This window comes from Spirosoma koreense, from assembly GCF_054777875.1.
In genome coordinates this window covers 82,503-106,163 of the sequence record NZ_BAAHAC010000013.1, presented here as the reverse complement: position 1 = coordinate 106,163, position 23,661 = coordinate 82,503, and the positions used below count along the sequence as shown (strand labels likewise).

Here is a 23,661-nt window from a genome sequence, read left to right as displayed (position 1 = left end):
CTCCTTAATGTAGAATCGTTCATAAGACCTGCAATCCTTTCGAAAAAAGGGACTGGTTCATAACGGGAATGAAGAAAGCAAGGTTGCCAGTGCCGCCTGAAAGGGAAATCACAGTGCTTGTAAAATCAAGTTCGTCTGTTCAACATTACTTGCATTGACCAGCACGCACTGCTCAGTTAAAACTATACTGCGCCCTAACCAGCCCTAACCCATATCCTTTCCGACGGCAGTCAGCTGATCTGCCCCATCACCTCACAGCAGGCTACCGTGGGCTGAGCCGCAAAATACACCCCCAACTGCTGAAACACCGTCTGGCAGCCATGGCTGCTTTGGGCCCGCTGACAGCAGTCTGCACTCACCCACAGGCTCACCACCAGACACCGATCCTGGCCCGGCTCGGTTAAAAACTGGGCCTCGATAAAGCCCGGCTGATGGGCCAGCACCCCACGGAGCGAGCCCTCAAACAAGCGGCTGACCTCCGGCAGGCAGCCTGCCCGTACCGACAGCCATACCAACCAGCCATAACTCAGACAGTACCGTGACATATTAGGAACGTAAAGCCATCAACCCATTAGCCTGATTCATGGTCCAAGCGGGTAGGTGGGTATTACTGCTGAAAGTACTCGATTTTGTCGGCATCGGTGTTGTTGATAGTATTCACCTCACCCCCACTCGTATTGACCAGCGTCGCACTAATGGTCAGCACGCCTGTCGTCGCACCAGCGCTCAGTGGCCCCGTCAGGCCTACACTCAGCATTCCACCGGAGGCAATGGATTGGGTTGTCGTAAGCACGTAATACCCAGCCTGCGAATCATCGACCTGCCAGACGCTGTTCTGCACCGGCCTGCCCCCCACCCTTGTCTGACTCGCGTCGAAGCGCAGCCGTAACCGGGTATCTTTCGTCAGTCGTAGCGTAACTGGTCCCTGGGTTGGCGTTGAGTTCAGTTCAAAGACATCGATCACCACCGTGGCCTGCGAACTGCCGTTGCTTGTCGAGGGGCGGGCATACAGCACCGGTGACAGGTCGGGCGTCGGTGGATTGACGATCAGTACCCCCGGCCCACTCAACGGCGCTCCAGACGATCCAAGCGCCTGGAACGGTACGCCCGCGGGTTTATCTTCTTCGATAGGGCCGATGATAATATCCTCGGTCAAGTCTCCCTCTTCAGTGGTTTTAACGACGACACCCCCCGTTGGAAACGTATCGTTGGTATAGATCATAGTGCCGATGGTCAGGCTGCTTACATTAGTGGGAAAGCTGGGGATCAGAATACCGAAAATGGGTGGGGGCGGCAGAATGATGGGGGGCAGCAGCAGCGGTGGAATAACGATAATAAAGCTGAAAGTGGGAAGTTTGATGGTTTTCGTTTCAGGATCGTTGTCGTTCTCGTCTTCGTTATCATAGAAAGGCACAGTAACCGGCTGGGGACTTGATTCTACTCCAGCCTGATCGTTTACAGAATAAGTAAAGAGGGCCGTAGTCGCACCCGTGGCGGTAGGCTCTAACGTCAATTGCGTCGGATCGAAGCGGGTGATGACTTGGTCGGTATCAATAGGGACGCTCTGGTAATAAAGAGTACCCCCTGTGGCCGGACTCAGCCTGACAACGCGCCCGACCAGGTTGCCAGGATACGTACCATCTTCGGGATCACTACCATTGAAAGCACTGCTATAGACCGGTGCCCGGTTGCCCGCCCCGGGATTGGGCTGTAGCGGAAGCACCGATGCTGTCACCTGGGGCCGCTGTTCGATGCCGAAGCGAATATCGCTCACGTCGGCGGTGCTGACCTGTACCAGAAGTATGCCATCCACAACTGCATCTAAAGCCAGCGACTGTTGCTGACGTAGCATGGCTCCTCCGCCGGGAACGACCAGGGGTTTGTTGGCGTCCGGAACCGATTCGCCGGTATTGACCCATTGGCTGGGTAACGACGGGGTCTGACTGCCACCCGACAGGGTACTCAGCACCAGCTTGTAGACTTTGTTGGCCTGCACAGACAAGAATTTAAAGAAACCGGCAACGCTAACGGGGACCGTCTCGATAACGGTCGTTTCACTGACCAGCGATACATACACCGGCAGGGCGGGTCCGTTGACGGAGGCCCCGTTGATCTGACTATCGGTCAATCCATTCCCATCATCGAAAACATTACCTGATAGACTTATGGCGGGGGAAAAGGGCAGTGTGATGGTAGCCGGGGTGGAATTGACTCCGGCATTGTCTTTGACGGTGTAGGTGAAGCTGACAGTCGTACTGCCCGGAGACGTCGGGTCCAGGGTCAGCTTCGTCGGATCGAAACTGGCGACGGTCAGGCTTGTACTAATCGCCGTGGTGCTATAAAACAACGTACCCCCGACCGCTGCACTCAGCGAAACGGCCCGGCCCGTCAGTTTGTTGGCATACTCACCATCCTCGCGGTCCGTGGCCGAAAACGCCGTGGCCGAAACGGGAGCCTGCGCGGTGCCCTCCGGATTGGGCTGCGAAGCCAGGGTAACCGATTGAGCAGTAGGCCGCTGATTGATACCAAAGTTGGCATCGACCCGGCTGGTTGATCCAACCGATACCGAAAGTTTCCCGTCGGGGGTGAAATCGTTTCCGGGACCAGTACCCAGAAATTCACCTGTATTGGTCCAGCCACCGGGAAGTGATGGCTCTACACTGCCTGACCGGTTTGTACTCAGCACCAGGGTGTAGGCCATATTACCCTGAACGTTACTGAAGCTAAACTGACCACTGCTGGTAATGGGTACAGTGGCAAATACATTACCATCAATTGTCAGACTTACATATAGTGGCACCGGGCTACCGGTAATGGATGGTATCGACGTACCATCTAGCGGATTAGGCCCCTGCCCGATCGGGTTGACCGTGTTGTCCGTCAAGCCGTTGCCATCGTCGAAGAGGTTTCCGGCAATACGAATGCCCGCTCCCGTATAGGGCTGACTGATGTAGATTGGCGTGGACGTCGGACCGGAGCCGGAACTGACCTGGGCATTGTCGAAGAACGTGTAACCGAAATCAGCCGTCGTGGCATCATTCGAATTAGGGTCGAGAGATACCTGCGTGGGGTCGAAGATGGGAATGGTCAGGGTGGTACTGACGGGATTTCCCTGATAATAGAGCGTCCCCCCCGAAGCTGGCCGTAGACTGACCGGTCGGCCGGCCAGGTTACTCGCATAGGTTCCGTCTTCCAGATCGGTGGCCGTAAAGGCACTGGCTGGAATCGGCGTTCGGTTTCCGCCACCCGGATTCGGCTGGGCGGCCAGCACCACAGATGTGCCTTCCGGCTGTCGGTCGATCCCAAAATTGGCATTGCCCACTCCAACGGTCGTAACGGCGATACCCGTCAGGATACCATCGGCCAGCCCATCATTGCCCGCCCCCGTTCCCAGGTGTTCGCCTGTGGCAGTCCAGCTGGTGGGTAGCGACGGGGTTACACTTCCCTGTGGATTAGTCGACAGGACTACCGAGTAGGTACCCGCGGTGACGGCGCTGAACGAATACGTCCCGGACGTACTGACCGGTTCGGTAAAGACAACGTAGGGGCCAATCGTTCCGGTGCCGACCAGGGAGGCATACAGGGGCTGACTACCCGAACGAAGGGGGTCAATATCGGTGCCGTTCAGCGGAGCAGGTCCCAGCCCGATCTGGTTGACGAGTCCATCCGTTAGTCCATTACCGTCGTCAACAACCGTTCCGCTTACCAGAAATTCGGACGGAAACCGGCCAATGCCAACAGCGGTGATACCCGCCACCATTGTGCCGACCAACGTACTGTTGTCGGTATTGAAACTGGCGTAGCTGCTCCCTGCCGAATAGGGTTTCTCGCCCGTACTTAAGTTAATCCACTTCGTTCCAGTCCAGCCCACCAGCCGAAGGCTGGCCGGCGAAGCAAAGCTCGTCAGGTCCGGAATCACGACGCGGATGGTCAGGCCTGCGCCCGTACCACTCAGGGGCACCCAGTCCCATTGCCCCACCGGGCTGACGGCCGTCAGGGTCTGGGTATCGAACTGGCTGGTGGGGTGCAGGGCAGACGCATCCGAGGGATCGGGGGTAGTCGTGGGGTCGCCTTCGCTCCAGGCGACGCCGTAGTGGTCGGTAGCGGCAGGTGGGGCACTGATGGTCAGAGGTCGGCTGTCGCTGACGCTGCCAACGGGAAAGGTAAAGCTGGTGCTGCCCACTTTGCTGACGTAGCCATCGACATGCTGGGCGTCGGTCAGCCCGCCGGTGTAACGGGCCCGGGTCTCGAAGCGCAGGGCCCCGGCTGTGGTCAGAGACCGTACCGTCGTGGTAAGGCCATTGGCGAACGTGGCCAACCCCCGCACGTTGGCTCCATCGGTATTGGTGATGGCGATGGGCTGACCGGCTCCATTCTGTAGGGTCAGATTAAAAAAGTAAGGCCGTACGGTGCCCGCTATTCCCTGCGGCCCCGGCTTGCCCCCGGGTCCCTGGAAGATATCGGTATGGTTGGTATCAGCGGTGAAGGAGCCCAGGTTGACCAGCGTCCGAATGGAGGGACCCTGGTGGGTAAAGACACCCTGTTTGGTGCCGATATAGGTTCCACCGGCCTTCACCACGAACGACAACTGCCGTTCACTGATGCGGTTGGCCCGGTTGGTGATCCTGCCGTTGTTGCTAAACTGCGCCTGCGCCGAAAGGGTCAGCAGCAGCAGCACGAGTGAGTAAAGAGATCGGTTGTTCATGCACAGAAAGGTTGACCACCGGGCGACTGGAAGGCAGATAGCGTAGCAGACCGCCGGATGACGGTCTGGTCATCCGGCGGGCAGGTTGGCAGACCGCAGACCGGTTAGGGCTTTTGGGTGAGTTCGGCGTTGACCGATGGGCTGGCAGGTACAGTAAATAGCGCGGCTTCGAGTCTGCTCAGCCGGTCTTCTACCTGCTGGCCTTGCTGGCGGGTGGTTTCCAGTTGGGTGCGGAGCTGGCCGTTATCGGCTTTGAGCTGCTGATTGGCGGCTTTAAGCTGCTCGACTTCCTGGATCAGGGCTTTGATAGCGATCAGATTGACTCCATCGAAGTCGGCCTGGTTGATAGCCTTGTCTTCCCCAATCGTGCCAAGCGCATCGTGACCAAAGGCGGCAAAGAAGTCCTGAGCCATGGGGCCGTAGTGACGGAGCGTTCGAACATCCTGGCCTTTGTAGTTCCAGCTTCCCAGCCGCATCTGGCCAATTTTCTTAAGAAAAGATGCTCCATCGGCTGGCCGGAAGTTTTCCTTCCGCGTCGAATCCGACAGTGTCGTCCAGGCGTTCCCGCTGGGAGGAAGCGCGACCCCAGCGTTAGCATAGGGCAAATTGGCGGGGTCGGTCCGCAAAATATAGCCCCCACCGAAGTTCATGAGCATTTGATTATCTTCCGTATTCAGTGCACGAGAGTTGGTCCGGCCATCGCCAATGATAAACGAACCGACTTTGCCATTGGTCGATACCGAACTGCCCATGGCGGTCGAGTTTTTGCCGCTGGCCAGCACCTGGTAGCCAATGGCGATGGCATTCTCGCCCGTAGCCTGCGCTTGAAAGCCCTGGGCGGAAGAAGCCGCTCCACTAGCCAGCGACTGAAAGCCCATCGCCATGGCATAGGGGGCGGTAGCCTGTGTAGTGAAGCCCATCGCAGTGGAGAAGGGGCCACTGGCCAGCGTCGCAGTGCCCAGGGCGACCGAATTGGCCCCAATGGCCGAGGTGGATTGCCCCATACTGATGGCCGCCTGAGCGGCAGGTCCCGTTTGGGAGTTAATGCCTAAGGCGACTGAGTTGGGGCCATTGGCCAAAGTAGACTGGCCCAGGGCGACTGAGCCCGGGCCGATAGCCGAGGTGGATTGGCCCATACTAATGGCAGCTCCCGCTGCCACACCCGTCTGGGCATCGAAGCCCATGGCGACCGAATACCGACCGTTGGTGCGGGACAGGTAGCCCGCAGCGGTGGAATAGCGGGCCATGGCCATGGTAGATGTACCCATCGCCGTCCCGTCTGTACTGGCCTGGGTCAGATAGCCCAGCGCGGTGGCATTATCTCCACTGGCCAGTGTTTGCCGACCCAATGCGGTAGCAAAATTTCCCGTGGCGGTGGTGGACGTACCCAGGCTAATGGTGGAGACGCCGATCGCCTGGGCCTGATTACCGATGGCCGTCGACGTTTCTCCACTGGCGATGGAGAGATAGCCAGTGGCCATTGTATTGAGACCACTGGCCTGAGTCTGGTAGCCCATGGCCGTGGAGAATTGGCCACTGGCCTGAGCTTGATTGCCTAGAGCGGTCGAGCTGGGACCACTGGCCTGCGTCAAGTTGCCGATACTAAAGGCGGAGTTGCCAGCCGCATTGGCGGAGTTGCCGATCGCTACTGCGTTGGTATTATTGGTCTGGACAGACTGGCCTATCGCCAGTGAGTTCTCTCCGTTAGCCTGGGCTTTATTACCCAGCGCCATGGAGTAATCACCGCTGGCCCGGGCTACGTACCCAAAGGCAAAGGCGAACCGAGGTGTATCAAAAAAATTTCCGTTACCAGTCGGGCGATAGACATCCACTCTCGGATCAAATGCATCAGGATTAAAACTATCTCTTAGATAATCAATATTACCGGTAGCACTGCCGGCTCCAATGGCTACGTTATAGGAACCTTTCGCGAAGGAGTTATTGCCCAGCACCAAACTTCTCAGTCCTAAAGCGTAACTGTTGTTGCCCACACAAATGGCGAAAGCGGGCTCACTATCCGACTCTCCCGCGCTAACCCCGTTTTCGTTCGAAGAATTATCCGGAGTTCCCTTAGTGCTGGCTACTTTATAACCAGCGGCACTCTGGCTACCCAAAACGATTGATTGGTCCCCCACCGCCCAGTTCTTATAGCCCAGTGCGGTAGAAAAGTGACCCAGGGCCTGGGTCTGGTAGCCCATGGCCGTGGAGAACTGACCACTGGCCCGGGTGTTGGCCCCCGAAGCAAAGGAGAAATCACCGATCACATCCCGGGTACCACCACTAGCTATGGATTTAAATTCCCGGTTGTCCCAGAAACGTTGAAAAGACAGCGTATCGTAATAGTCCCGCTGGATATCCAGGGAAAGGTCAACAATGTAGGGGCTATTTTGCGATTGTCCTTTATTATAAGGGTAAGGAATATCCGGCCTGTTAGCAAGATTTGGTCGGCTCTGTCCCGTATAGACGCCCCCGGCCCGAAACGCGCCTTTGTTGCCATACCAGATCATTTTAGGCTCGATGGGCTGATTCTGGTACCGATAGTTACCCGCCGTGTTTGCTCCGTAGGCGGGGTCGAAACCCCCGTTTTGCAGGGCTCCCATTTTATCGAAGCGGGTGACCGTGGGCCGACCAGTGCCCCCCAGGGAGTCGACTCCGAAGAGAACGGTGCGCTTGGAGATGACGTTGAGAAAGGCTTTCCCCGAGTCGAGACCAACCCCGACGGTGGGGGCATTGAGTTCTTTGAGCGTTACCTGCGCCTGCACACCCAGCGAATTCAGCATTCCAAACATCAATAGCCAGCCAAGCCAGTTGGCTGACTTGTTGATGGGTCTCTTAAGAGCCAGTATGGAGGCTAAGCCAGCCCCCAGGGGAGCGGAATCTGACGGCTTAGCGTACAACTGAACAGACTGTACAACAAGTAGTGGTTGGGTCATTGAAGTAGCGATTTATTGACTTATTGCCGTTAAGGCGTCCCGCAAAGGTCCGAGACAGTTAATAAACCGACGGGTCTAAACTGACCAAATACCAGCCTGAACTGACCAAAGATCCTCTTTTTCGCATTTTATAGAAGCTACTCAGCCTTATCTACCTTTACTGCGGGAAATAGTCAATCTTGTCGGCATCCATATTGTTGTCGACAAGCACTTCCCCGCCACTGCCCTCAACGACGACTACCGACAGGGCCAGTCGCCCCGTCGTCGCCCCGGGGTTCAGCGTGCCCGTCAGGCCTACACTTAAACTCGCCCGGGCCATCATTACCTAACTGGTTGTCAGGGTGTAGAAGCCGCCTGAGGGCCCCGACAAGCGCCAGACGCTGTTGCTCAGGTGCAGGGGCCAATAAAAAGCCTTTAAACACCTATCAGCCAGCTGATCATGAGCGTACCCAATCAGCGGGTTTTGATGGACACCTGATCAAGCCGGTAGACGTAGATGTACTGTTGGGCTTGCTCACGGGCTTACCAGCAAAAGGGACATCTGATTCCGAAGTTAGTTGAGTAACTATCTCTATCGCTATTTTCAATAAACGCTCCTTCTTGCAACCAAAGAACTAGCCTGTCTCTGCTCCTTTCTCACGCCGAGCGAAAGGATTAGGTCAGTCGAATAAGCCACCGGCCAAATACTTCATACCAGAATCACAGGCAACCGTTGCTACAATAGAGCCCGGACCTAACTGGCAACCCAGATCCAACGCTGCCGCTACGTTAAGCCCGGTTGAGGTGCCGGCAAAGATGCCTTCACCAGCCGCCAGCAGTCGAGCTGTTTCTCGAGCCCGCGCTTCAGGTATAGCACGAACTTCATCATAGCTTTCAGGTGACAGAAGTGGGGGAATAAAACCCACGCCAACCCCATCAATGCTATGGCTACCTTTGACTCCCTGAGTCAACAGGGGCGATTCGGCAGGTTCTAGCGCTACTATTTTTAGATCAGGCCAGGTCTGTCTTAATTCCAACGATACGCCGGTCAGCATGCCCGCAGTACCAACAGCCGCTATGAAAGCGTTTACTGGACCTGGTGACTGCTGCCCAATTTCCTGGCCCAGTTTGCGGTACCCGGAAATCGCATCTGGGTTTTCAAACTGGCGCGTCCAGTAGTTCTGGGGGTGCTGACCTAATTCCGATGCTATGCCAATCATACGAGGAATCAAGTCAGGCGTTATTCGGCCGCCCTCGCTGGGGACAATTTGTATATTAGCGCCTAAGGCACGCATCGACTGGAGCTTCTCGCGGGCAAACGCATCCGATGAAATCACCTGGAAGCGATAGCCTTTCACGGCGCAAACAAAAGCCAGGGCGGTGCCGGTACTTCCGGCAGTGCACTCCACGACGGTCATTCCGGGCTGAAGCGTACCTCGTTCTTCGGCTTCTTCAATGATCGCCTGGGCCATGCGGTCTTTATAGGAGCCAGTTGGATTGAGGTACTCCAACTTAAGGTATATGGCAGCACAATGTTGAGGGACGATGTTGCGTAGCTGCACAAATGGCGTGTTTCCAATGGCGGAGAGCGCACTAAAAGCTGGGGAGGGCATAGTTTATTGCTTATTAGACCAATAACCAGGGGATGGCATTATGTACTGACGGTGGAAGACCCCCAAAGATGATGGGTCAACAGGCAGGAAGTGAAAATGCCTTAGTAAACGGTTAAACAAGGTTTATCCCTGTTTTTTACTTGTCAGTAGCTTGTTCAAGGTGTAAACACCAAAGCAAAGCACTCAAATATTGTTCTTCTCGTAAAACGCTCCCGCCTGAGACGAGGAGAGATTTGACTATCTGTCATTCGGGCGTTTTAAAAGATACCCTCTTGCTCGTTGTGGTACGTTAAAATGTGGTAGCTTTTCCCACTTTTGTATCCGTCCAGATCCTCGAACCGGCGCCAACTTTGCTTCATCAAATCAAACAAAGAATCTCATGAGCAAAACCATTTTGATTACCGGTGCCTCTCGCGGATTTGGCCAACTATGGACTAAAGCCTTTCTCCAGGCGGGCTACACGGTGGCCGCCACCGCCCGAAACCTGGTCAGTCTGGAGGAGTTGAAAGCCGAGTTTGGCTCTCAACTTTTACCCATTCAATTGGATGTGACTGATCGGCAAGCGGCTATTGGGGCTGTACACCAAGCCCACCAGCAGTTTGGCCGAATTGATGTGCTGATCAACAACGCAGGCTATGGCCTCTTCGGTAGCGTCGAAGAAACAGGCGAACAGCAAGCGCGTGACCTAATGGAAACCAATTTTTTCGGCCTGCTCTGGTTGACGCAAGCCGTCTTGCCCATCATGCGTGAGCAAGGCTCGGGCCATATCATTCAGGTATCGAGTGTATTGGGACTAATTACCTGGCCCAATGTGGGCCTTTACAATGCCTCCAAATTTGCCGTGGAAGGGTTAAGCGAAACGTTGGCCTCAGAAGTAGCCGATTTTGGCATTCATGTTAGCCTGGTGGAGCCTGCTCCCTATGCCACTGACTATGCCGGCTCCTCAGCCGTACGCACCCACCCCCTACCGGCCTATGAGCCCCTGAAGGCACGTCTGCAAGCCGGATATGCCGACCTGCCAGTCGGTCAGCCCGAAGCCACAACCGCAGCGATACTCCACTTGATTGAAAGCGAACAACCACCGCTCCGATTGCTACTGGGTAAGCTGGCTTATCCCTTAATCAAACAAGGCTACAACAGTCGGTTTGCCGAGTGGGACGCCTGGAACGAGGTGGCTACAGCCGCTCAGGGTGTTTAATAAACGTGCCCCGGTAGATCTACATCGCTTATAGTGTAGATTTACCGGGGCTACCAACTCAAGCTCCTTTTACGAACTCATGCGTCATTTCAACACCCTCAGTGCCATGCGCCGGGAGCTGGGCATGTTTCCACCCGAGCATCCCCAGCTATCCCTGGAGAGGGGTCTAAAAAGCTGCCCCCTGGATGGGGAGGCCTTCAGCATGGACTGTTACGGGGTTATGTTCAAAAAACTTAAAGCGGGTGTCATGTTGTACGGCCGTACACCCTATGATCATACCAATGGCTCCTTATCTTTTGTCAAACCCCGCCAACGAATTGAGTTCCGAAACCTGGAGGTGGAGGACGACAGTTTCCTTTTATTCTGGCACGAGGATTACCTCCACGGCCACCCGCTGCACGAGCAGATTGACCACTTTTCTTACTTCGATTACGAAGTAACCGAAGCGCTGCATCTTTCGCCACGGGAAGAACAAATTATTTGGGGCTTGTACAGCCAGATCGAAAACGAGTATTACAGTAATCCCGACGAATACAGTCGGCCGATTATTCTGACCCACTTAGATTCGCTGCTGACGTATTGTCAGCGCTTTTATAAACGTCAGTTTGTCAACCGTGCCGAACTATCGGGCAAAACGGTGTCTAAATTTAACCAAGCTTTAGGGGTTTATTTCAAGGATGGGTCACTGCAGACCAATGGCTTACCTACAGTTCACCAGTTGGCCACCCTATTAAATGTATCTCCGCGTTACTTGAGCGATCTGCTAAAGCAGGAAACGGGCAAAACGGCCATCGAGCTGATTCACATTGGGCTGATAAGCGAAGCTAAAAACCGGCTCAAGCAAAACGAACTGAGTATCTCCCAAATCGCTTTTACACTGGGGTTTGACAATCCATCTTATTTTTCAAGACTCTTCAAAAAAGAAGTTGGACTCAGCCCGCTCGGATTTAAAAAGCAACTTGTATAGTGGGTTGGGTAAGTATCCAGGAGCTTATTGCTCTTGGTGACTCGTTTGCTTCTTTCTCACAATTCGCTCGTTATAAACCCACTAGGTTTTAGATTCAGCTCCATTGTTTGCTACCCACCCAAAACTTTCCTGTGTATATTGGTCCCACCATGGAAAACCAAAACCCGATCCTTCGCTACCTGTCAACGGCTTACCGAGACCAGACGCCCGTCATGTCCAGCTCTAATGCGTGCGTGAGCCGACTAGCCATTATCGCGCAAGATCCTCTGCTGTTCGAAGTCGAGTTGACCATCGGCGCTGACCAGGTGCGGACGTACGCCATCCAGAAGCTGTCTACCGAGTCGATCGATAACCCCCTCTATCAGGTTGCACCGGTGCATCAAGGCGCAAGCGGGTCTTTCTCCAAACTATCCGAGTCGGACTTGTACTACATGGTTAGTGGTAAATCGTTGATTGACGAGGAGTAACAAGTTTCCTTCGACCAGCCCCGCCTTAGTCTGGCTGGCTCTCAACCCGCAATGAGCCCTCATACGACTGTCACCAAAGCGCATGGCGGAACGCTGCCACCCGAGATAAAGAGCGATTTGCGTATAGGCAATTCGGGGGTTTACTAAAATGACTTTTCGGGCTGAAGGCTACCTAACAGAGCTGATCGTGTTGATTAATGGCTATTCGATTGTATACTCATTAAGCAGCAACACCAGGCTTTAGCTTATTCCTAAGCGGCCGGTCAGCTGTAAAATGATCAGTCACTAGTGTCCTTGAACCTAATTCCAGTCAGAGCTTTTATTCGTACCCCTACCCACTCACCATTCTGTTAGCAAAAGCATTCAGGCTACAGCTTACTGACATAACCGCGTTGTTCACTTACCTAGGCAGCACATTAGCAGACATTTCGACCTGTATAATGGCCCAAATACCCACCTTACCAATCGTAGCCTTTTTCAGTGGCCTAACGATGACTAATCCATGAATAAATCTCTTCTTCTGAACGGTTTGCTATTGATGACCGCTTCGGCTAGCCTGGCTCAGGTGGGTATTGGCACGAGCACCCCCAAAGCCTTTCTTAGTGTACAACCAGGCCGTACCGTTTTGTTTGGGGCGGACACCAACCAGGTGGGCAGTGCCAACAAGCTCATCTGGTACGCCAGCCAGGGTGCTTTCCGGGTAGGCTATGTTGACACTGATGCCTGGAGTCGCTCCTCCGCTAACGACAACACCAGGGTAGGCCAGTATTCGTTTGGATCGGGTTACAACTCCACTGCCAGTGGTAAATACTCGACGGCCATGGGCGGTGGCACCACCGCCAGTGGTGACTTATCGACGGCCATGGGCTACTATACCACCGCCAGTAGTTTGGCATCGACGGCCATGGGCTTCTACACCACCGCCAGTGGTTTGGCATCGACGGCCATGGGCACTTTGGTGAGTACCAATCAACGGACAGGTAGTTTTATCATGGGTGATAATTCCAATACTAATACCACCAACAACGATGCCAACAACCAGATGATGATGCGCTTTGCGGGGGGGTACAAACTCTTCACCAACCCAGGGGCAACCATTGGTGTCTCCCTCAGCAGTGGGGGCAACGCCTGGCAGACGCTCTCCGACTCGTCCCGCAAAGAGAACTTCCGCTCCGTGGATGGGGCTGGCTTTTTAGAGAAGATTGCCAAGCTAAAACTGGGCTCCTGGAACTACAAAGGCCAGGATGCCAAACAGTACCGCCACTACGGCCCCATGGCTCAGGAGTTCTTTGCCGCCTTTGGCCACGATGAGCTAGGGGTAATCGGCGAAGACAAGTCCATCAATCAGGCCGATTTTGACGGGGTGAATCTGATTGCCATTCAGGCCCTGATACGGAAAGTGGAGAAATTGGAAGCGGAGAACCAACAACTCAAAGCTCAACTGGCCGTCTTTGCTCAACAGCAGCAGCACACTCAGGCGACCCTAGAGTCAACCCAAGCCCGATTTGACAAAATCGAAGCCTTCATGCAGTCGCAAACCACTGTGCCCCCCCCAACGTTTACCCCCTGACCAACATTGCTACCTGGTTAGCTTGTTGAGCATAAATATGAAGTAATGTTGCCTTTGTCAACTTAATCACTTGTTTATCTAATTTCAGAAAACGCTCCCACCTGAGACACAGGAGTTATCATGTATCTGCTTCAAAACTGAGCGTTATATGAAACGGATAATCTTCAAGTGATTTAGTAGTTGACCTGATCGTGATTCAAGGAGTAGAAGGGCCTTTTTTCTTGACCAGCACTGGGTTTCTAAATTCATTTTGCTGTCGAGTGGCTGAGTTAGCATGGACAGAGGGCATTAACTGTTTCGCGATGGCTGGTAGATGCAGTCTAACGATGCCTTTACATGCATAAATTTCGTTCTAGTGCTTTCCCAATTTAATTATTAGACATTATTGGCTTGTTCATCGGATTCACCTGCTCGTACCACCGTTTCAGTTTGTCTTCAGCGGTAGCTACCGTGAAACTCCAGTGAACCTTGACCGCCCGCTCGTTTCGTTCATCGGTCCACAACTCGATTTGACGAGCCAAATCGTCCAAGCTACCAATCCGTCGATTTAGGCATTGGCGTGCCAACGCTGAAAACTCAATGGCTCCGGCCACCCGGCTCGGCTGCGTTGAGCCAAGAACCGTGTTTGGGCGTAAAGTGAAACACCAGTTTACGACTCAACGACCGGGCCTGGCCAACCAGCAAATGCTCATAAAAAGAGCCGTACTTGTGGGTATTTAAATTATTCTGCACTAAATCAATATGTTCTACATCAGCGTAATAGGCAGACACTATTGCCTGCATAAATTCAGCGTAATCGGCTTTTGTTCGCTGTTTCCGCACCTGTCCGAATGCCTTTATCCAAGTCGTAGGCCAGTAAGACCACTGCCGTACCTTCTCTGATGTATTCATTATCCTCTCTGGCCGCTTTGCCGGGCTTGATCGGTAAGGCAGCCACCACATCGTTGAGCAACTGGCAGGGGCGTTCGTCAAAACAGATTCGCGCCCGATTGACCTGAGCGGGTTGACCGTACAGCCACAGAACATCCTCCATTTTTGCCAAATACTCCCCGTCTATCTGCCCAATGCACCATTGCTTTTTGAACCACGGCTTGAGCTTACTTTTTTTAACGCTAAACGAACTGACTCCTCATGAATGTGAATGTCGAGCTTAATCAAGCGGTCATTAATTAGGTTAGCCGTCCAGCGTACTGATCCATCAGGGGCTTCACTACAGGCAATGGCGGTGATTTCAGCTTCGACTTCAGCAGTGACTTTGCGGGGCTGGCCGGGTCGGGCTTTCTCGCTCAAGGCTCGTTCCAAACCGGCTTCCCGATATCGCCTACGCAAGTTATAGACGGTTGGCACACTGATTCCCAGCAACTCACTCACATCTTGGGGCTTGTGCCCCTGATGAGAAAACTGCAAGGCCCGTGCTCGGTTAAGTTTACGAGCAGACTCTTTACCTTTAGCCACTAACTGGTTCAAGGCGGTTAGGTCAGCGTCTGACAAAATGAAAGGTGTAGCAATTTGGCCCATGCCATAAAGCTATTAAATTTTCATATAATATCTATTTTGGTTAAACACTAGTAAAATAGGATGCTAGCCCTCATGGTTTCAATCGTTTTCGATCAGGAGAGAAAATTAAATCACCTTCAACCTCATAGTTAATTCCCACTTGTCGGACAAATACACAGGTAAACAGCCACTTAACCAGTCGATAATCATTTGTTTGAAAAGCGCCGACAGGCAATTTGAGTAGCACTTTATTCCACCCCTTACATAGCGCTACCGTCACTGGAGATCTGTTTTCGTAGGGCTCATTGCTATAAGGCGTTTCTAACTCCCCTGGGTGCAGCCCTGGCGTTGACCAGGCTGGCGGATCAACGGGTTTGTCATTGATCCAAATGCGGCTTCCCTTATAATCCCACATTCCTGCAGGTGGGGATGCGTCTTTCTCGGAGCGGCCGTAATTGTGAAAATCAATCCAGGCACCGACCTGCTGCTGGCGGGGTGAGTACACATAGGTATACGCATAAACGGTTTGGTTAGGCTGTGGCTGATTAACGTATGCGCGAACAACTTTAGGCCCCCAGGTATGTCGTAAATAAATCGTTGCACCCGTTGCCGGTATGCCATTAAAATCAGTCTGGCTCGTTTCGGGCGGAAACTTGGTTGCCAGATTTCCGCCGTTGGGATAGGGTTGGCTAAGCCGCCAGTGGAGTGCTGACTGACGAACGTAGGGGAAGATAAGCCTGCCAAAATGCATCCGTTTATGCGCAAGCAGGCGGCCTTCGTACTCCTCAAACGTGGCTTTATCCATCAGAACTGTTCCCGCCACATCTTCCGATTTTCCTCCGCCCCGCCAGGCGCGTTCGGCCAGGGTGAGCATGAGTGGGTAAAATCCGTTGAGTCGCTCGATATGGTCGACGTCGGTAAGTTTCCGGTCGTTCCAAATACAACCAATAGCGCCGAGTTTGGTCGGTGTAGCTTTCGGTACGTCGCACAGGTTTCGCTGAAACAGACTAATGAGGTCAGCCTGCGTGGCAAAATGATTGAAGTACAGATTTCGGGATTCAATAAATCGCATGGGGGGAATCGGCTTATCGTTGCGGATCCAGAGCTGCCGAATCGTGGCCGTGTCGAGCGAAGCGCCCGGGTACCAACCGATCACCTCTTTACCGCAGGCCCGCACGACAGCCGCCATTTCCGGAACAAACCGGGCATCTTTAAACGCTACTTCGTCGGTGCCAATGTGCAGGTATGGAACGTCGAATAGGGCGCAGACTTCACGAAGCAATTTCGTTACCCATACCTTACCCGAATCGCTTTGCATGTCGTAGCCCGTAGCCCGCTGAAAAGCCGCGCTATGGCCGGGCATGTCGATTTCCGGAATCAATAAAACATGGTGAGCCTTGCAAAAATCGACCAGGTCACGGGCCTGCTGCTTCGTGTAAAACTGTCCCGGAAAACGACGCGTGACGCTCGAGTCGGTCAGTTTGGAGAGGCTGTCACTCTGCAATCGCCAGGCCAGATCTTCCGTCAGGTGCCAGTGGAAGGTATTTATCTTGTAGCGTGACAGAATAGCAATGTGCTGTTTCAATCGGTCGATAGGAATAAAACTCCGGCCAACGTCGTGCATGAACCCACGGATGGGAAAAGCCGGAAAATCGACGATACGGCATCCTGCCAAAACAGGCTGGGGATTCGCCTGATTAAGCTGCTGAAGGGTCCGATACCCCCAGAATAACCCCCGCTCCGTGGAGGCATGGAGTTGTACCGATGAGCCGGAAACCCTGAGCGAATACCCTTCGGGCTGGTCACGAAAGGGCCCATTTGGCTCAAGTCGTATGACAATGTGTTTTGTTGTCTGTTGATTTTTAAATTGCTTGATTTGACGGACGCTGACTTTAGGAAAGCTCTCCAGCCAGCTTTTTATAGAATCGGCAATGGGTTGACCGTCGGCGGTATTGGTAGTGAGGTCAATGGTGCCCCGGATCGGAAAAAAATGACCCGTCCAGTGAATCTGTTGCGGGGCGGGTAACAGGGGGGGATGGCTGGCCAGAGCAGATGAGGTCAGCAAGCCCAGAAGCAGTACGGGATAAATAAATTTCATGGAAGCAGAATACGAAACGTTGATAACGGCAGTCCCTCAGCATTGACGACGTTGCCTTCGCTGAACGGCTGCCAGCCGTAGTACAGGTACGAATAAGTACTGACCTGCTCGACAGGCAACCGAATGGATGTACGGGTAAGTCTTACCCTCACGTCCAGCCGGGGACCATCCGCATTCCCTACCGAGAAACCCCGTACCCGCCCTCCGTCGGTCGTGCAAGGGCCCTTCCCTGTTCGGGATAGCGTCAGTACCCACTGACCTTTGCGTCGGACAACGCGGCTGATTGTGGGTGAAAGCGGCCAGTGCTGACCATACGTTTTTACCAGAATTTCGCGGGCCAGCCGTTCGCCCACCGTCTTCTTATTGGTGGGATGTACATCCCAGGGGTGACCCACATCACTGGTGACAGCCATGCCCACGTGCGCCAGACTGTCGGCCATCCGCCGTTGTCCGTCCCGAAAGAGCGGCCAGTAGGTAGACGAATAGCCCCGTTCAGTTCCGATTGACGACAGCTGACAGGTATAAATGGGTAAATCAGACCGTTGCCAGGTCGTGCGCCAGGCCAGCACCAGTTGCGGAAACAGCTGCTCATGTTGCCGGACGCGCGCGAGGCTGAGGGCGTTGCTTTCGCCCTGATACCAAAGTATGCCTTTCAGACCAAGCTGGTGGATAGGCCGCAAAGCTGCTTCGAACAAAAACCCCGGTTTAAATGGATGGTTGAAACCGAGCGAATCCTGTGGAATCCGATAGCCAGACCGAAGCAGTGAATCCAGATTCTGATGAGCACGTTGAATGCACCAGGGTTCGAGTACCAGATTCGACAGCCAGTCACCTCTGAAAAGGGAATCCAGCACCGGCTGGCGGTCAGCGACAGTAGCCGGCATCCAGGCTTCGGCCGGTGAGCCCCCAACGGCAACGTGAATCAACCCGATCGGGATACCCAGTTCATGCTGAAGTCGATCGCCGGTATAGAAGCCTACGGCCGAAAAAAGCCGGGCAGACAGCGAATCGGCGAGTTGCCAGTGGGCAGTCCGATAAAATTGATCGGGTTGTAAATGGGGCAAATCGCTAGGCTGGTAAGGCTGGTTATAGGTTGTTAGGGCCGGGACCTGATTGAACAGGCGCAACATCGGGTTACGGGCTTGGCGTAGCGTCTGGCGCGCGAATTGATCGTTGCCCATCGGAAACGCCATATTTGACTGACCCGCACACAGCCAGACATCCCCCAGCCAGAGATCCGTCAGTTGAAGCCGTTGGCTACCGCTCTGGACCGTTAGTGTATCCGGCTCAGCGGATGCTACACGAGCCCGAAACGTAACCAGCCAGGTTGAATCCGCCTGGACCGGGCCCGCCTGCTCTTCTCTGCCCAACCGAAGCCTGACGACCGATCCCGGTGTCGCCCAACCCCAGATACGGATTGGCTGGTCCCGCTGAATGACCATACCTGACTGCCACACTGGCCCTAACCGGAGTTGCCCCTGGACAGGACCGCCGATGAGCCCACCGATGAGCCCGAAAATCCATGCCAGTCGTCTAATGCGAAAGGCTCTCATGACTGAATTACTGGACTGCTCAGGGGCTCATCCACGGGTACATAATCGACGGTTTTGGGTTTAAGCCCAAGCAGCTGCAGCAGTAATGCCCCTACTACGATGAGCGCCAGCCAGGCAAAACCAGCGCCCAGTTTTCCCGCATCTGTCGATTTTCCCAGCCAGTCGGTGACCAGTGCTCCGGCGAAGACGCCCGTCATGTTCATCAGCCCGTAGGCTGTGGCCCGCCGATGTGCCGGCACGAACTGACAAAGAATCGGCATGTTGTTGGCGTCGAACATACCAAACCCAACCCCGAAACAAAGCGCAGCCCCAACGATATGCCCCAGGGAACTCCCGTAACCGAGTAGCAGTAGGGCTGGAATTGTCAGCGACAGTCCAATGGCGCTGGTATAGAGACGCCCCCGAACATTCGTCTGTACCCATCGATCGGAGAGTATTCCACCGAAAATAACCCCCAGAAACGAAGAAACGGCAACACTGATCGTAGCGAGCGGTCCCGCCTGGCTCATGTCGATGGCCAGGTTCGTTGCAAACAAGGTCGGTAACCAGTTTTTGGTAGCCCAGCCCGGTAAACTGGGTATAGCGTAGACCAGAAGTATTAACCAGAAGGATGGATTCGCTACTAATAATCCCAAGCTTTTTATGGGCGAAGTACTCATGTTCCTTGGGAGCTTCTCTGGTGCGGCTGGCTGTGTACCCCGGTAGGTTTCCCGCAAAAACAGGCTTAATAAGACGGCATAAGCTAATCCCGCCAGACCAAATACCTGAAAGGCCAGCTGCCAGGAGTAGGTTACCGCCACCGTAGCGCCAAATCCGCCCAGCGCCTGCCCGGCATATAAGCCGGTCATGTGAATCCCCACGGCCAGCGATCGGGTACGGGATGAGTGGTAATCGGCGATCAGCGCCAGTCCGGCGGGAATGTACAACGCTTCACTAATCCCCATAATCGCCCGCAAACTGTACAATTGCGCAAATGTGCTGGCGTATCCCATCGAAAACGTCACTCCCGACCAAACGGCCAGACTGCCAACGATAATCCATTTCCGATTCAGGCGATCCGCAATTAGACCCGACACCGGACTCATGAGCCCATATATCCAGAGAAAAATAGCCATTAATCGACCGAAATTTGTCGCCGATTGCAGCGCCTGAATATCCACCTGCATGGATGGCCGCATGGTCGCCAGCATTTGCCGGTCCATGTAGTTCAACATGGCCACTACCCACAATAGGCCCACGACAACCCAGGCGTAGGTTTGTTTGTCAGCAGTCGGTTTGAACATTGGTTTAGGGATTAGTGATGGTTATTACTCGTACAGCCGGTGTGCGAATTCCGGGCGACACTTCCCCGGACGGTAAGACAAAAGCGTTGTCCCAGTGAACAGCGGTGGTCGTAACGGGCGCCGGAAACGGCATACGACCCAGTACCGACCACCGCCGGGTATCGATCAAGAACTGCCAGATTTCCCGCCGAAAACCGGGGTGTTTAGCCTGCAGCTCATTTCGTTGCGCTATCCATGTGGCCTTCTCCCCGCTGTCAGGCTGTTTTGCGATCTGGTTATTCAGGGCTTCGATCTGCCGCAGCCGGACACCATCGTCACCCCCGAACAATACCAGCCGATTCGTTCCGAAGCCAACGGCTGCGTGAGCGGCCACACCTACCGGCAGGTTGGGAAGACGTGTCCAGCTGTTCTGCTTTGGATCGTACTGGTACGCATCGTTTAGAACCGTCGTCCGATTATCAATCGTTTGCCGACCACCCAGCACATACAGGTACGGACTATCGGACCCGGTCAGGGCTACCAGTGCCGTAAAGGCCCGCGCGGGACCGGGCAGGTCAGCACGGGTTTGCCAGCCGGCTTTTGAATTCAGAAGATTCAGCACGTACAGACTCTTTACCGGTCCCGGGTTAGATTCGCCCCCGAACACGTACAGTTCGTCGCCTAGTATGGCCGCTGACAGATTGTCCAGCGGCTGGGGTAACGGAGGCAATGGTTCCGTAAGCACCTGCCTGGCGTCAGCATCCCAGGTCAGGGTAAAAACTTCGGCATACCGTCTGCTCGCATCATTACCACCCAGGCCAATAAGCCGATCCTTCCAGACTACCGAAGCTCCGTAGGCCAATGGCTTTTCAAGATGACCAGCCCGTTGCCAGCGCATTGATTCGCCCAGCCGCTCTAACACATAAATGCTGGATTGCCAGACTTTAGACCCGTTTTGCCAGGGGTAACCGTTGGGGAAATTAGCTCCACCCGCCACCAGCAGCGCACCGTGGCTCGTTCCCACAAAGGCACCGGCTACACCCGGATTCGGTTTGCCGTCAACCTCGGGCAAGTCCGGCAGTTGACGATAGAGCAGCAGATTCGGCTGGGCATTGGTCGGTATATTCCCCAACAGGCTCATTATCAGCAATAGATTGATCAACCACGTTCTCATGCATCTCAGACCATCACCGGCACCTTTGACGAATACGTGTAAAAATCGATGGCCTGTAAATCAGCCAGGAAAGCTTGGTACTGCTCCTCGATCATGTTTTTAACCGGCAGACGGAACGGGCCACAATTCAAGCCAATGGCGCGCATGTACGCTTTGCCGGTGGCGATTCCGCCGTATTTACCCAGCAGACGCACGATGGCAATGGAGCGGTCCTGCATCTGCTGCGCCCGGGTTATATCGCCCGCGTCGAAGGCCGCCATTAATTCGTGGTAAACCGGCGCTGCGTAGTTGAACGTGCTCCCTACGGCCCCTCTGGCTCCCATCGCCATAGCCGCCACAAAGATTTCGTCCCAGCCCCAGAGCATGTCATAGCGCCCATCGCCGTAAAGCAGACAGCGTCGGTAATCCATCAGGTCGTTGTGGGTAAATTTGATGCCCCGGAAATTGGGTAATCGCCCATCGATGCACGCCAGCAGGTCGATCATCGGCAGATTCACGCCCGTCAGGGCCGGGATGTGGTAGAAATACAGGCCAATATCAGGGACGGCTTCGCCTATCCCGATGCAGAACTGGGCCAGCATCTCTACGGTGGCGGGTTTAAAATAAAAGGGCGCCAGCACAGCCACGGCATCGAACCGGTGTCGGGCGGCTTCCTGAGCCAGCAGAATACTTTCGGCTTGTGAAGTTCCTCCTACCAGCATGATTTTCTGTAAATCCGGTTCATCGACGGCTCCCCACGCCTGAATCAAGGCCTGTTTTTCGGGATACGAAAGCGATACGCCCTCGCCGGTCGATCCGCCGACAAACGCGCCTTTAACCCCGTTCTGCGCCAACATCCGGGCATACTGGGGAATGAGGTCGAGGTGAAGCTGTCCGTTGGCATGCATCGGCGTAAACGGAGCGGCTACCAGGCCGGTAATTTTTGAAAAGGTTGTCATTCGTGTTACTTGATTTAGTCAGCGATCAGGTTTCTCCGGAAAAATTTCCGGAGAAATCCCCAACTACCAACCTATGAAAAAAAATTATTCGTTTGTACAGGCTCTCTCCTGCTGACAAAGGAAGCTCTGAGTTGCTTCGTCCTTGGCAGGACAGAAATTACCCTAGTTAATAACCAGGCGTCTGAGTCAATTTAGGGTCCGTATTCAGCATGGCTACGGAAATCGGCAACAAAAGTTTGTATGCCTGCGAAGCGGGTAAATACGCCGGATTGACAGCATTGAACACGTACGCATTACCCGCCCGGCGCAGCGCCCACCAGCGTTTGCCTTCCCCGATAAATTCGCGCAGGTACTCATCCAGGATGGCGTTCATGTTCGCATCCTGGCTGCCACTTGTGTAAGACGTATAGCCGGTACCATAAGCCCGCGCCCGGATTGCATTGATCTCGGTCGATGGATCCGTACCTGATTTGGCTTTGGCTTCGGCCAGCAGGAGCAGCACGTCGGCGTAGCGGTAAATCGGGAAGTCATTGTCGTACAGCTGCGTACCTGCGTCGACCCGACCGATGAATTTCGTCAACAACACACCGGCCGTTGGGTTACCCGTCGTGTTGCGGTACATGACTCGAAACGACGATCGTATCCGGCTGTCTTTCGAATCACTCAGGCGATTGATCATGGCCTGCGATAACCCAACCCGGCTGGCCCCCGCCACGTAGGGATAGGCCGAACTGACCGTTACCGCCGGACCGGGCACAGGATCGAGCACCAGCGTACCAGCCTGCGTCGTGTTGACCTGAAAACTTCCGTAAGCACTCATCGTCAGTTCGTTCTTCTCAAAGCTGAGCGCGAAAATGATCTCCTTATTATTGGCTTCTTTAGTAGGATCGAAGACGTCAGCGAAGTTCGTTTGTAGCCCAAGTGTCGAGAGGGCTTTCACCTCTTCCAGCGCCGTTCGGGCCGTGGTCAGGTCAGTTGCTCCGCCCCCCAGGTTGGTGGCTGACCAGATGTACACATCCCCTTTGAGCGTCAGGGTAGCGGCCCGGTTCCAGTAGACCCGTTTGGTCGTAAACGTGTTATCGCCCGCAAACAAGTTCAGTGATTGTTCCAGATCACGTTTTATCAATTGCATCACGGCCTCCGGCGTTGCCCGTTCGCGGTACAGATCGCTCAGGTTATCAACCGACGTAACGCGATCGGTGGTGATGGGTACGCCCCCCCAGGTTCTGAGCAGCGTATAATACACATACGCCCGAAGTCCGTACATCTCCGCCAGATACCGATTGCGGGTACTTTCGACCAGCGGAGAGTTGGGGAATAATTTAATGACCGTGTTGATCCGGTCGAGCAGGGTATACAACCCTGCCCAGTTGGTGAAGGGCACATTGGTCGCGCTGATGTTCTGCGACCAGAGTTGTTTCAGGGTGCCGTCTTCCGATTCAGTATAAAGACCGTCCGCCCAGAGGTCGGAGCGCATCTCGCCCAGTTGAAACAGGGTCGCCTGGTAGGTTCGCAGGGAGGCATAAACGCCTGTATAAAGGGTCTGCGCTGCGTTGGCGTCCGACAGTACCAGCGACTGGTTGAGCGAAGTCTGCGGCACAACGTCATTCAGTTGCTGCTGGCAGGAAAAAAGGCCCGACGATAAGCTCAAACAGCCGGTCAGCGTCAGGACAAGGGTGTGTTTTTTCATGATCGTTCGAAGAGAAG

The 23,661-nt window shown here is 54.3% G+C and carries 18 protein-coding genes; 4 read left to right on the top strand and 14 right to left on the bottom strand.

The genetic code is table 11. The features are described from left to right. Positions 1–230: 230 nt before the first annotated feature. From ACYVC2_RS12335 to ACYVC2_RS12315, 5 genes are all read right to left on the bottom strand, one after another. Positions 231–545, bottom strand: coding sequence for an antibiotic biosynthesis monooxygenase (locus ACYVC2_RS12335; protein WP_461102735.1), 315 nt, complete (start codon positions 543–545; stop codon positions 231–233). Positions 546–607: 62 nt separating this feature from the next. Continuing rightward, positions 608–4,705: a hypothetical protein gene (locus tag ACYVC2_RS12330; protein WP_461102734.1), complete on the bottom strand. Its 4,098-nt coding sequence runs from the start codon at positions 4,703–4,705 to the stop codon at positions 608–610. A gap of 104 nt (positions 4,706–4,809) precedes the next feature. Next, positions 4,810–7,638 (bottom strand): tail fiber domain-containing protein, encoded by a 2,829-nt coding sequence (locus ACYVC2_RS12325; protein WP_461102733.1) that lies wholly within the window; start codon positions 7,636–7,638, stop codon positions 4,810–4,812. Between the two features lie 157 nt (positions 7,639–7,795). Beyond that, the gene (locus tag ACYVC2_RS12320) at positions 7,796–7,960 is read right to left on the bottom strand and encodes a hypothetical protein (protein ID WP_461102732.1); all 165 of its coding nucleotides are present in this window, start codon (positions 7,958–7,960) and stop codon (positions 7,796–7,798) included. A gap of 337 nt (positions 7,961–8,297) precedes the next feature. Further along, the gene (locus ACYVC2_RS12315; RefSeq protein WP_461102731.1) at positions 8,298–9,230 is read right to left on the bottom strand and encodes a PLP-dependent cysteine synthase family protein; all 933 of its coding nucleotides are present in this window, start codon (positions 9,228–9,230) and stop codon (positions 8,298–8,300) included. Between the two features lie 379 nt (positions 9,231–9,609). On the opposite strand from ACYVC2_RS12315, the gene ACYVC2_RS12310 reads away from it, so the two are divergent. The 4 genes from ACYVC2_RS12310 to ACYVC2_RS12295 all read left to right on the top strand — a co-directional run bounded on the left by ACYVC2_RS12310 (position 9,610) and on the right by ACYVC2_RS12295 (position 13,432). Continuing rightward, positions 9,610–10,428 carry an SDR family NAD(P)-dependent oxidoreductase gene (locus ACYVC2_RS12310; protein ID WP_461102730.1) on the top strand — a complete coding sequence of 273 codons (819 nt, stop codon included), beginning with the start codon at positions 9,610–9,612 and terminating at the stop codon, positions 10,426–10,428. A 79-nt stretch (positions 10,429–10,507) separates the two neighbouring features. Continuing rightward, positions 10,508–11,395 carry a helix-turn-helix domain-containing protein gene (locus tag ACYVC2_RS12305; RefSeq protein WP_461102729.1) on the top strand — a complete coding sequence of 296 codons (888 nt, stop codon included), beginning with the start codon at positions 10,508–10,510 and terminating at the stop codon, positions 11,393–11,395. A gap of 107 nt (positions 11,396–11,502) precedes the next feature. Continuing rightward, positions 11,503–11,862 carry a hypothetical protein gene (locus ACYVC2_RS12300; protein ID WP_461102728.1) on the top strand — a complete coding sequence of 120 codons (360 nt, stop codon included), beginning with the start codon at positions 11,503–11,505 and terminating at the stop codon, positions 11,860–11,862. 502 nt (positions 11,863–12,364) lie between these two features. Further along, a complete protein-coding gene (locus tag ACYVC2_RS12295) occupies positions 12,365–13,432 on the top strand; it encodes a tail fiber domain-containing protein (RefSeq protein WP_461102727.1) in 1,068 nt (355 codons plus the stop codon). Between the two features lie 576 nt (positions 13,433–14,008). Here the strand turns inward: ACYVC2_RS12295 and ACYVC2_RS12290 are convergent. The 9 genes from ACYVC2_RS12290 to ACYVC2_RS12250 form a co-directional block, all read right to left on the bottom strand. Further along, entirely contained in the window at positions 14,009–14,215 is a 207-nt protein-coding gene (locus tag ACYVC2_RS12290) for a hypothetical protein (protein WP_461102726.1), read from the bottom strand. Positions 14,216–14,219: 4 nt separating this feature from the next. Continuing rightward, positions 14,220–14,465 carry a hypothetical protein gene (locus ACYVC2_RS12285; RefSeq protein WP_461102725.1) on the bottom strand — a complete coding sequence of 82 codons (246 nt, stop codon included), beginning with the start codon at positions 14,463–14,465 and terminating at the stop codon, positions 14,220–14,222. Positions 14,466–14,485: 20 nt separating this feature from the next. After that, positions 14,486–14,950 carry a helix-turn-helix domain-containing protein gene (locus tag ACYVC2_RS12280; protein WP_461102724.1) on the bottom strand — a complete coding sequence of 155 codons (465 nt, stop codon included), beginning with the start codon at positions 14,948–14,950 and terminating at the stop codon, positions 14,486–14,488. A 70-nt stretch (positions 14,951–15,020) separates the two neighbouring features. Next, entirely contained in the window at positions 15,021–17,027 is a 2,007-nt protein-coding gene (locus ACYVC2_RS12275) for a family 20 glycosylhydrolase (protein WP_461102723.1), read from the bottom strand. Continuing rightward, positions 17,024–18,580: a sialate O-acetylesterase gene (locus tag ACYVC2_RS12270; protein ID WP_461102722.1), complete on the bottom strand. Its 1,557-nt coding sequence runs from the start codon at positions 18,578–18,580 to the stop codon at positions 17,024–17,026. The genes ACYVC2_RS12275 and ACYVC2_RS12270 overlap by 4 nt, the downstream gene beginning before the upstream one ends. After that, on the bottom strand, positions 18,577–19,863 hold the full coding sequence (locus tag ACYVC2_RS12265) for an MFS transporter (RefSeq protein WP_461102721.1): 1,287 nt from the start codon (positions 19,861–19,863) through the stop codon (positions 18,577–18,579). The genes ACYVC2_RS12270 and ACYVC2_RS12265 overlap by 4 nt, the downstream gene beginning before the upstream one ends. 4 nt (positions 19,864–19,867) lie before the next feature. Next, positions 19,868–21,016, bottom strand: a complete 1,149-nt coding sequence (locus ACYVC2_RS12260; RefSeq protein WP_461102720.1) for a Kelch repeat-containing protein — start codon at positions 21,014–21,016, stop codon at positions 19,868–19,870. Between the two features lie 5 nt (positions 21,017–21,021). Further along, positions 21,022–21,954, bottom strand: a complete 933-nt coding sequence (locus ACYVC2_RS12255; protein WP_461102719.1) for a dihydrodipicolinate synthase family protein — start codon at positions 21,952–21,954, stop codon at positions 21,022–21,024. A 166-nt stretch (positions 21,955–22,120) separates the two neighbouring features. Beyond that, the gene (locus ACYVC2_RS12250) at positions 22,121–23,644 is read right to left on the bottom strand and encodes a RagB/SusD family nutrient uptake outer membrane protein (protein ID WP_461102718.1); all 1,524 of its coding nucleotides are present in this window, start codon (positions 23,642–23,644) and stop codon (positions 22,121–22,123) included. Positions 23,645–23,661 lie beyond the last annotated feature (17 nt).

What these genes read in the sequence shown, in the direction of transcription:
- ACYVC2_RS12335 (WP_461102735.1), bottom strand. Translation starts at nt 545, where the DNA reads ATGTCACGGTACTGTCTGAGTTATGGCTGGTTGGTATGGCTGTCGGTA.
- ACYVC2_RS12330 (WP_461102734.1), bottom strand. Translation starts at nt 4,705, where the DNA reads ATGAACAACCGATCTCTTTACTCACTCGTGCTGCTGCTGCTGACCCTT.
- ACYVC2_RS12325 (WP_461102733.1), bottom strand. Translation starts at nt 7,638, where the DNA reads ATGACCCAACCACTACTTGTTGTACAGTCTGTTCAGTTGTACGCTAAG.
- ACYVC2_RS12320 (WP_461102732.1), bottom strand. Translation starts at nt 7,960, where the DNA reads ATGATGGCCCGGGCGAGTTTAAGTGTAGGCCTGACGGGCACGCTGAAC.
- ACYVC2_RS12315 (WP_461102731.1), bottom strand. Translation starts at nt 9,230, where the DNA reads ATGCCCTCCCCAGCTTTTAGTGCGCTCTCCGCCATTGGAAACACGCCA.
- ACYVC2_RS12310 (WP_461102730.1), top strand. Translation starts at nt 9,610, where the DNA reads ATGAGCAAAACCATTTTGATTACCGGTGCCTCTCGCGGATTTGGCCAA.
- ACYVC2_RS12305 (WP_461102729.1), top strand. Translation starts at nt 10,508, where the DNA reads ATGCGTCATTTCAACACCCTCAGTGCCATGCGCCGGGAGCTGGGCATG.
- ACYVC2_RS12295 (WP_461102727.1), top strand. Translation starts at nt 12,365, where the DNA reads ATGAATAAATCTCTTCTTCTGAACGGTTTGCTATTGATGACCGCTTCG.
- ACYVC2_RS12290 (WP_461102726.1), bottom strand. Translation starts at nt 14,215, where the DNA reads ATGCAGGCAATAGTGTCTGCCTATTACGCTGATGTAGAACATATTGAT.
- ACYVC2_RS12285 (WP_461102725.1), bottom strand. Translation starts at nt 14,465, where the DNA reads ATGGAGGATGTTCTGTGGCTGTACGGTCAACCCGCTCAGGTCAATCGG.
- ACYVC2_RS12280 (WP_461102724.1), bottom strand. Translation starts at nt 14,950, where the DNA reads ATGGGCCAAATTGCTACACCTTTCATTTTGTCAGACGCTGACCTAACC.
- ACYVC2_RS12275 (WP_461102723.1), bottom strand. Translation starts at nt 17,027, where the DNA reads ATGAAATTTATTTATCCCGTACTGCTTCTGGGCTTGCTGACCTCATCT.
- ACYVC2_RS12270 (WP_461102722.1), bottom strand. Translation starts at nt 18,580, where the DNA reads ATGAGAGCCTTTCGCATTAGACGACTGGCATGGATTTTCGGGCTCATC.
- ACYVC2_RS12265 (WP_461102721.1), bottom strand. Translation starts at nt 19,863, where the DNA reads ATGTTCAAACCGACTGCTGACAAACAAACCTACGCCTGGGTTGTCGTG.
- ACYVC2_RS12260 (WP_461102720.1), bottom strand. Translation starts at nt 21,016, where the DNA reads ATGAGAACGTGGTTGATCAATCTATTGCTGATAATGAGCCTGTTGGGG.
- ACYVC2_RS12255 (WP_461102719.1), bottom strand. Translation starts at nt 21,954, where the DNA reads ATGACAACCTTTTCAAAAATTACCGGCCTGGTAGCCGCTCCGTTTACG.
- ACYVC2_RS12250 (WP_461102718.1), bottom strand. Translation starts at nt 23,644, where the DNA reads ATGAAAAAACACACCCTTGTCCTGACGCTGACCGGCTGTTTGAGCTTA.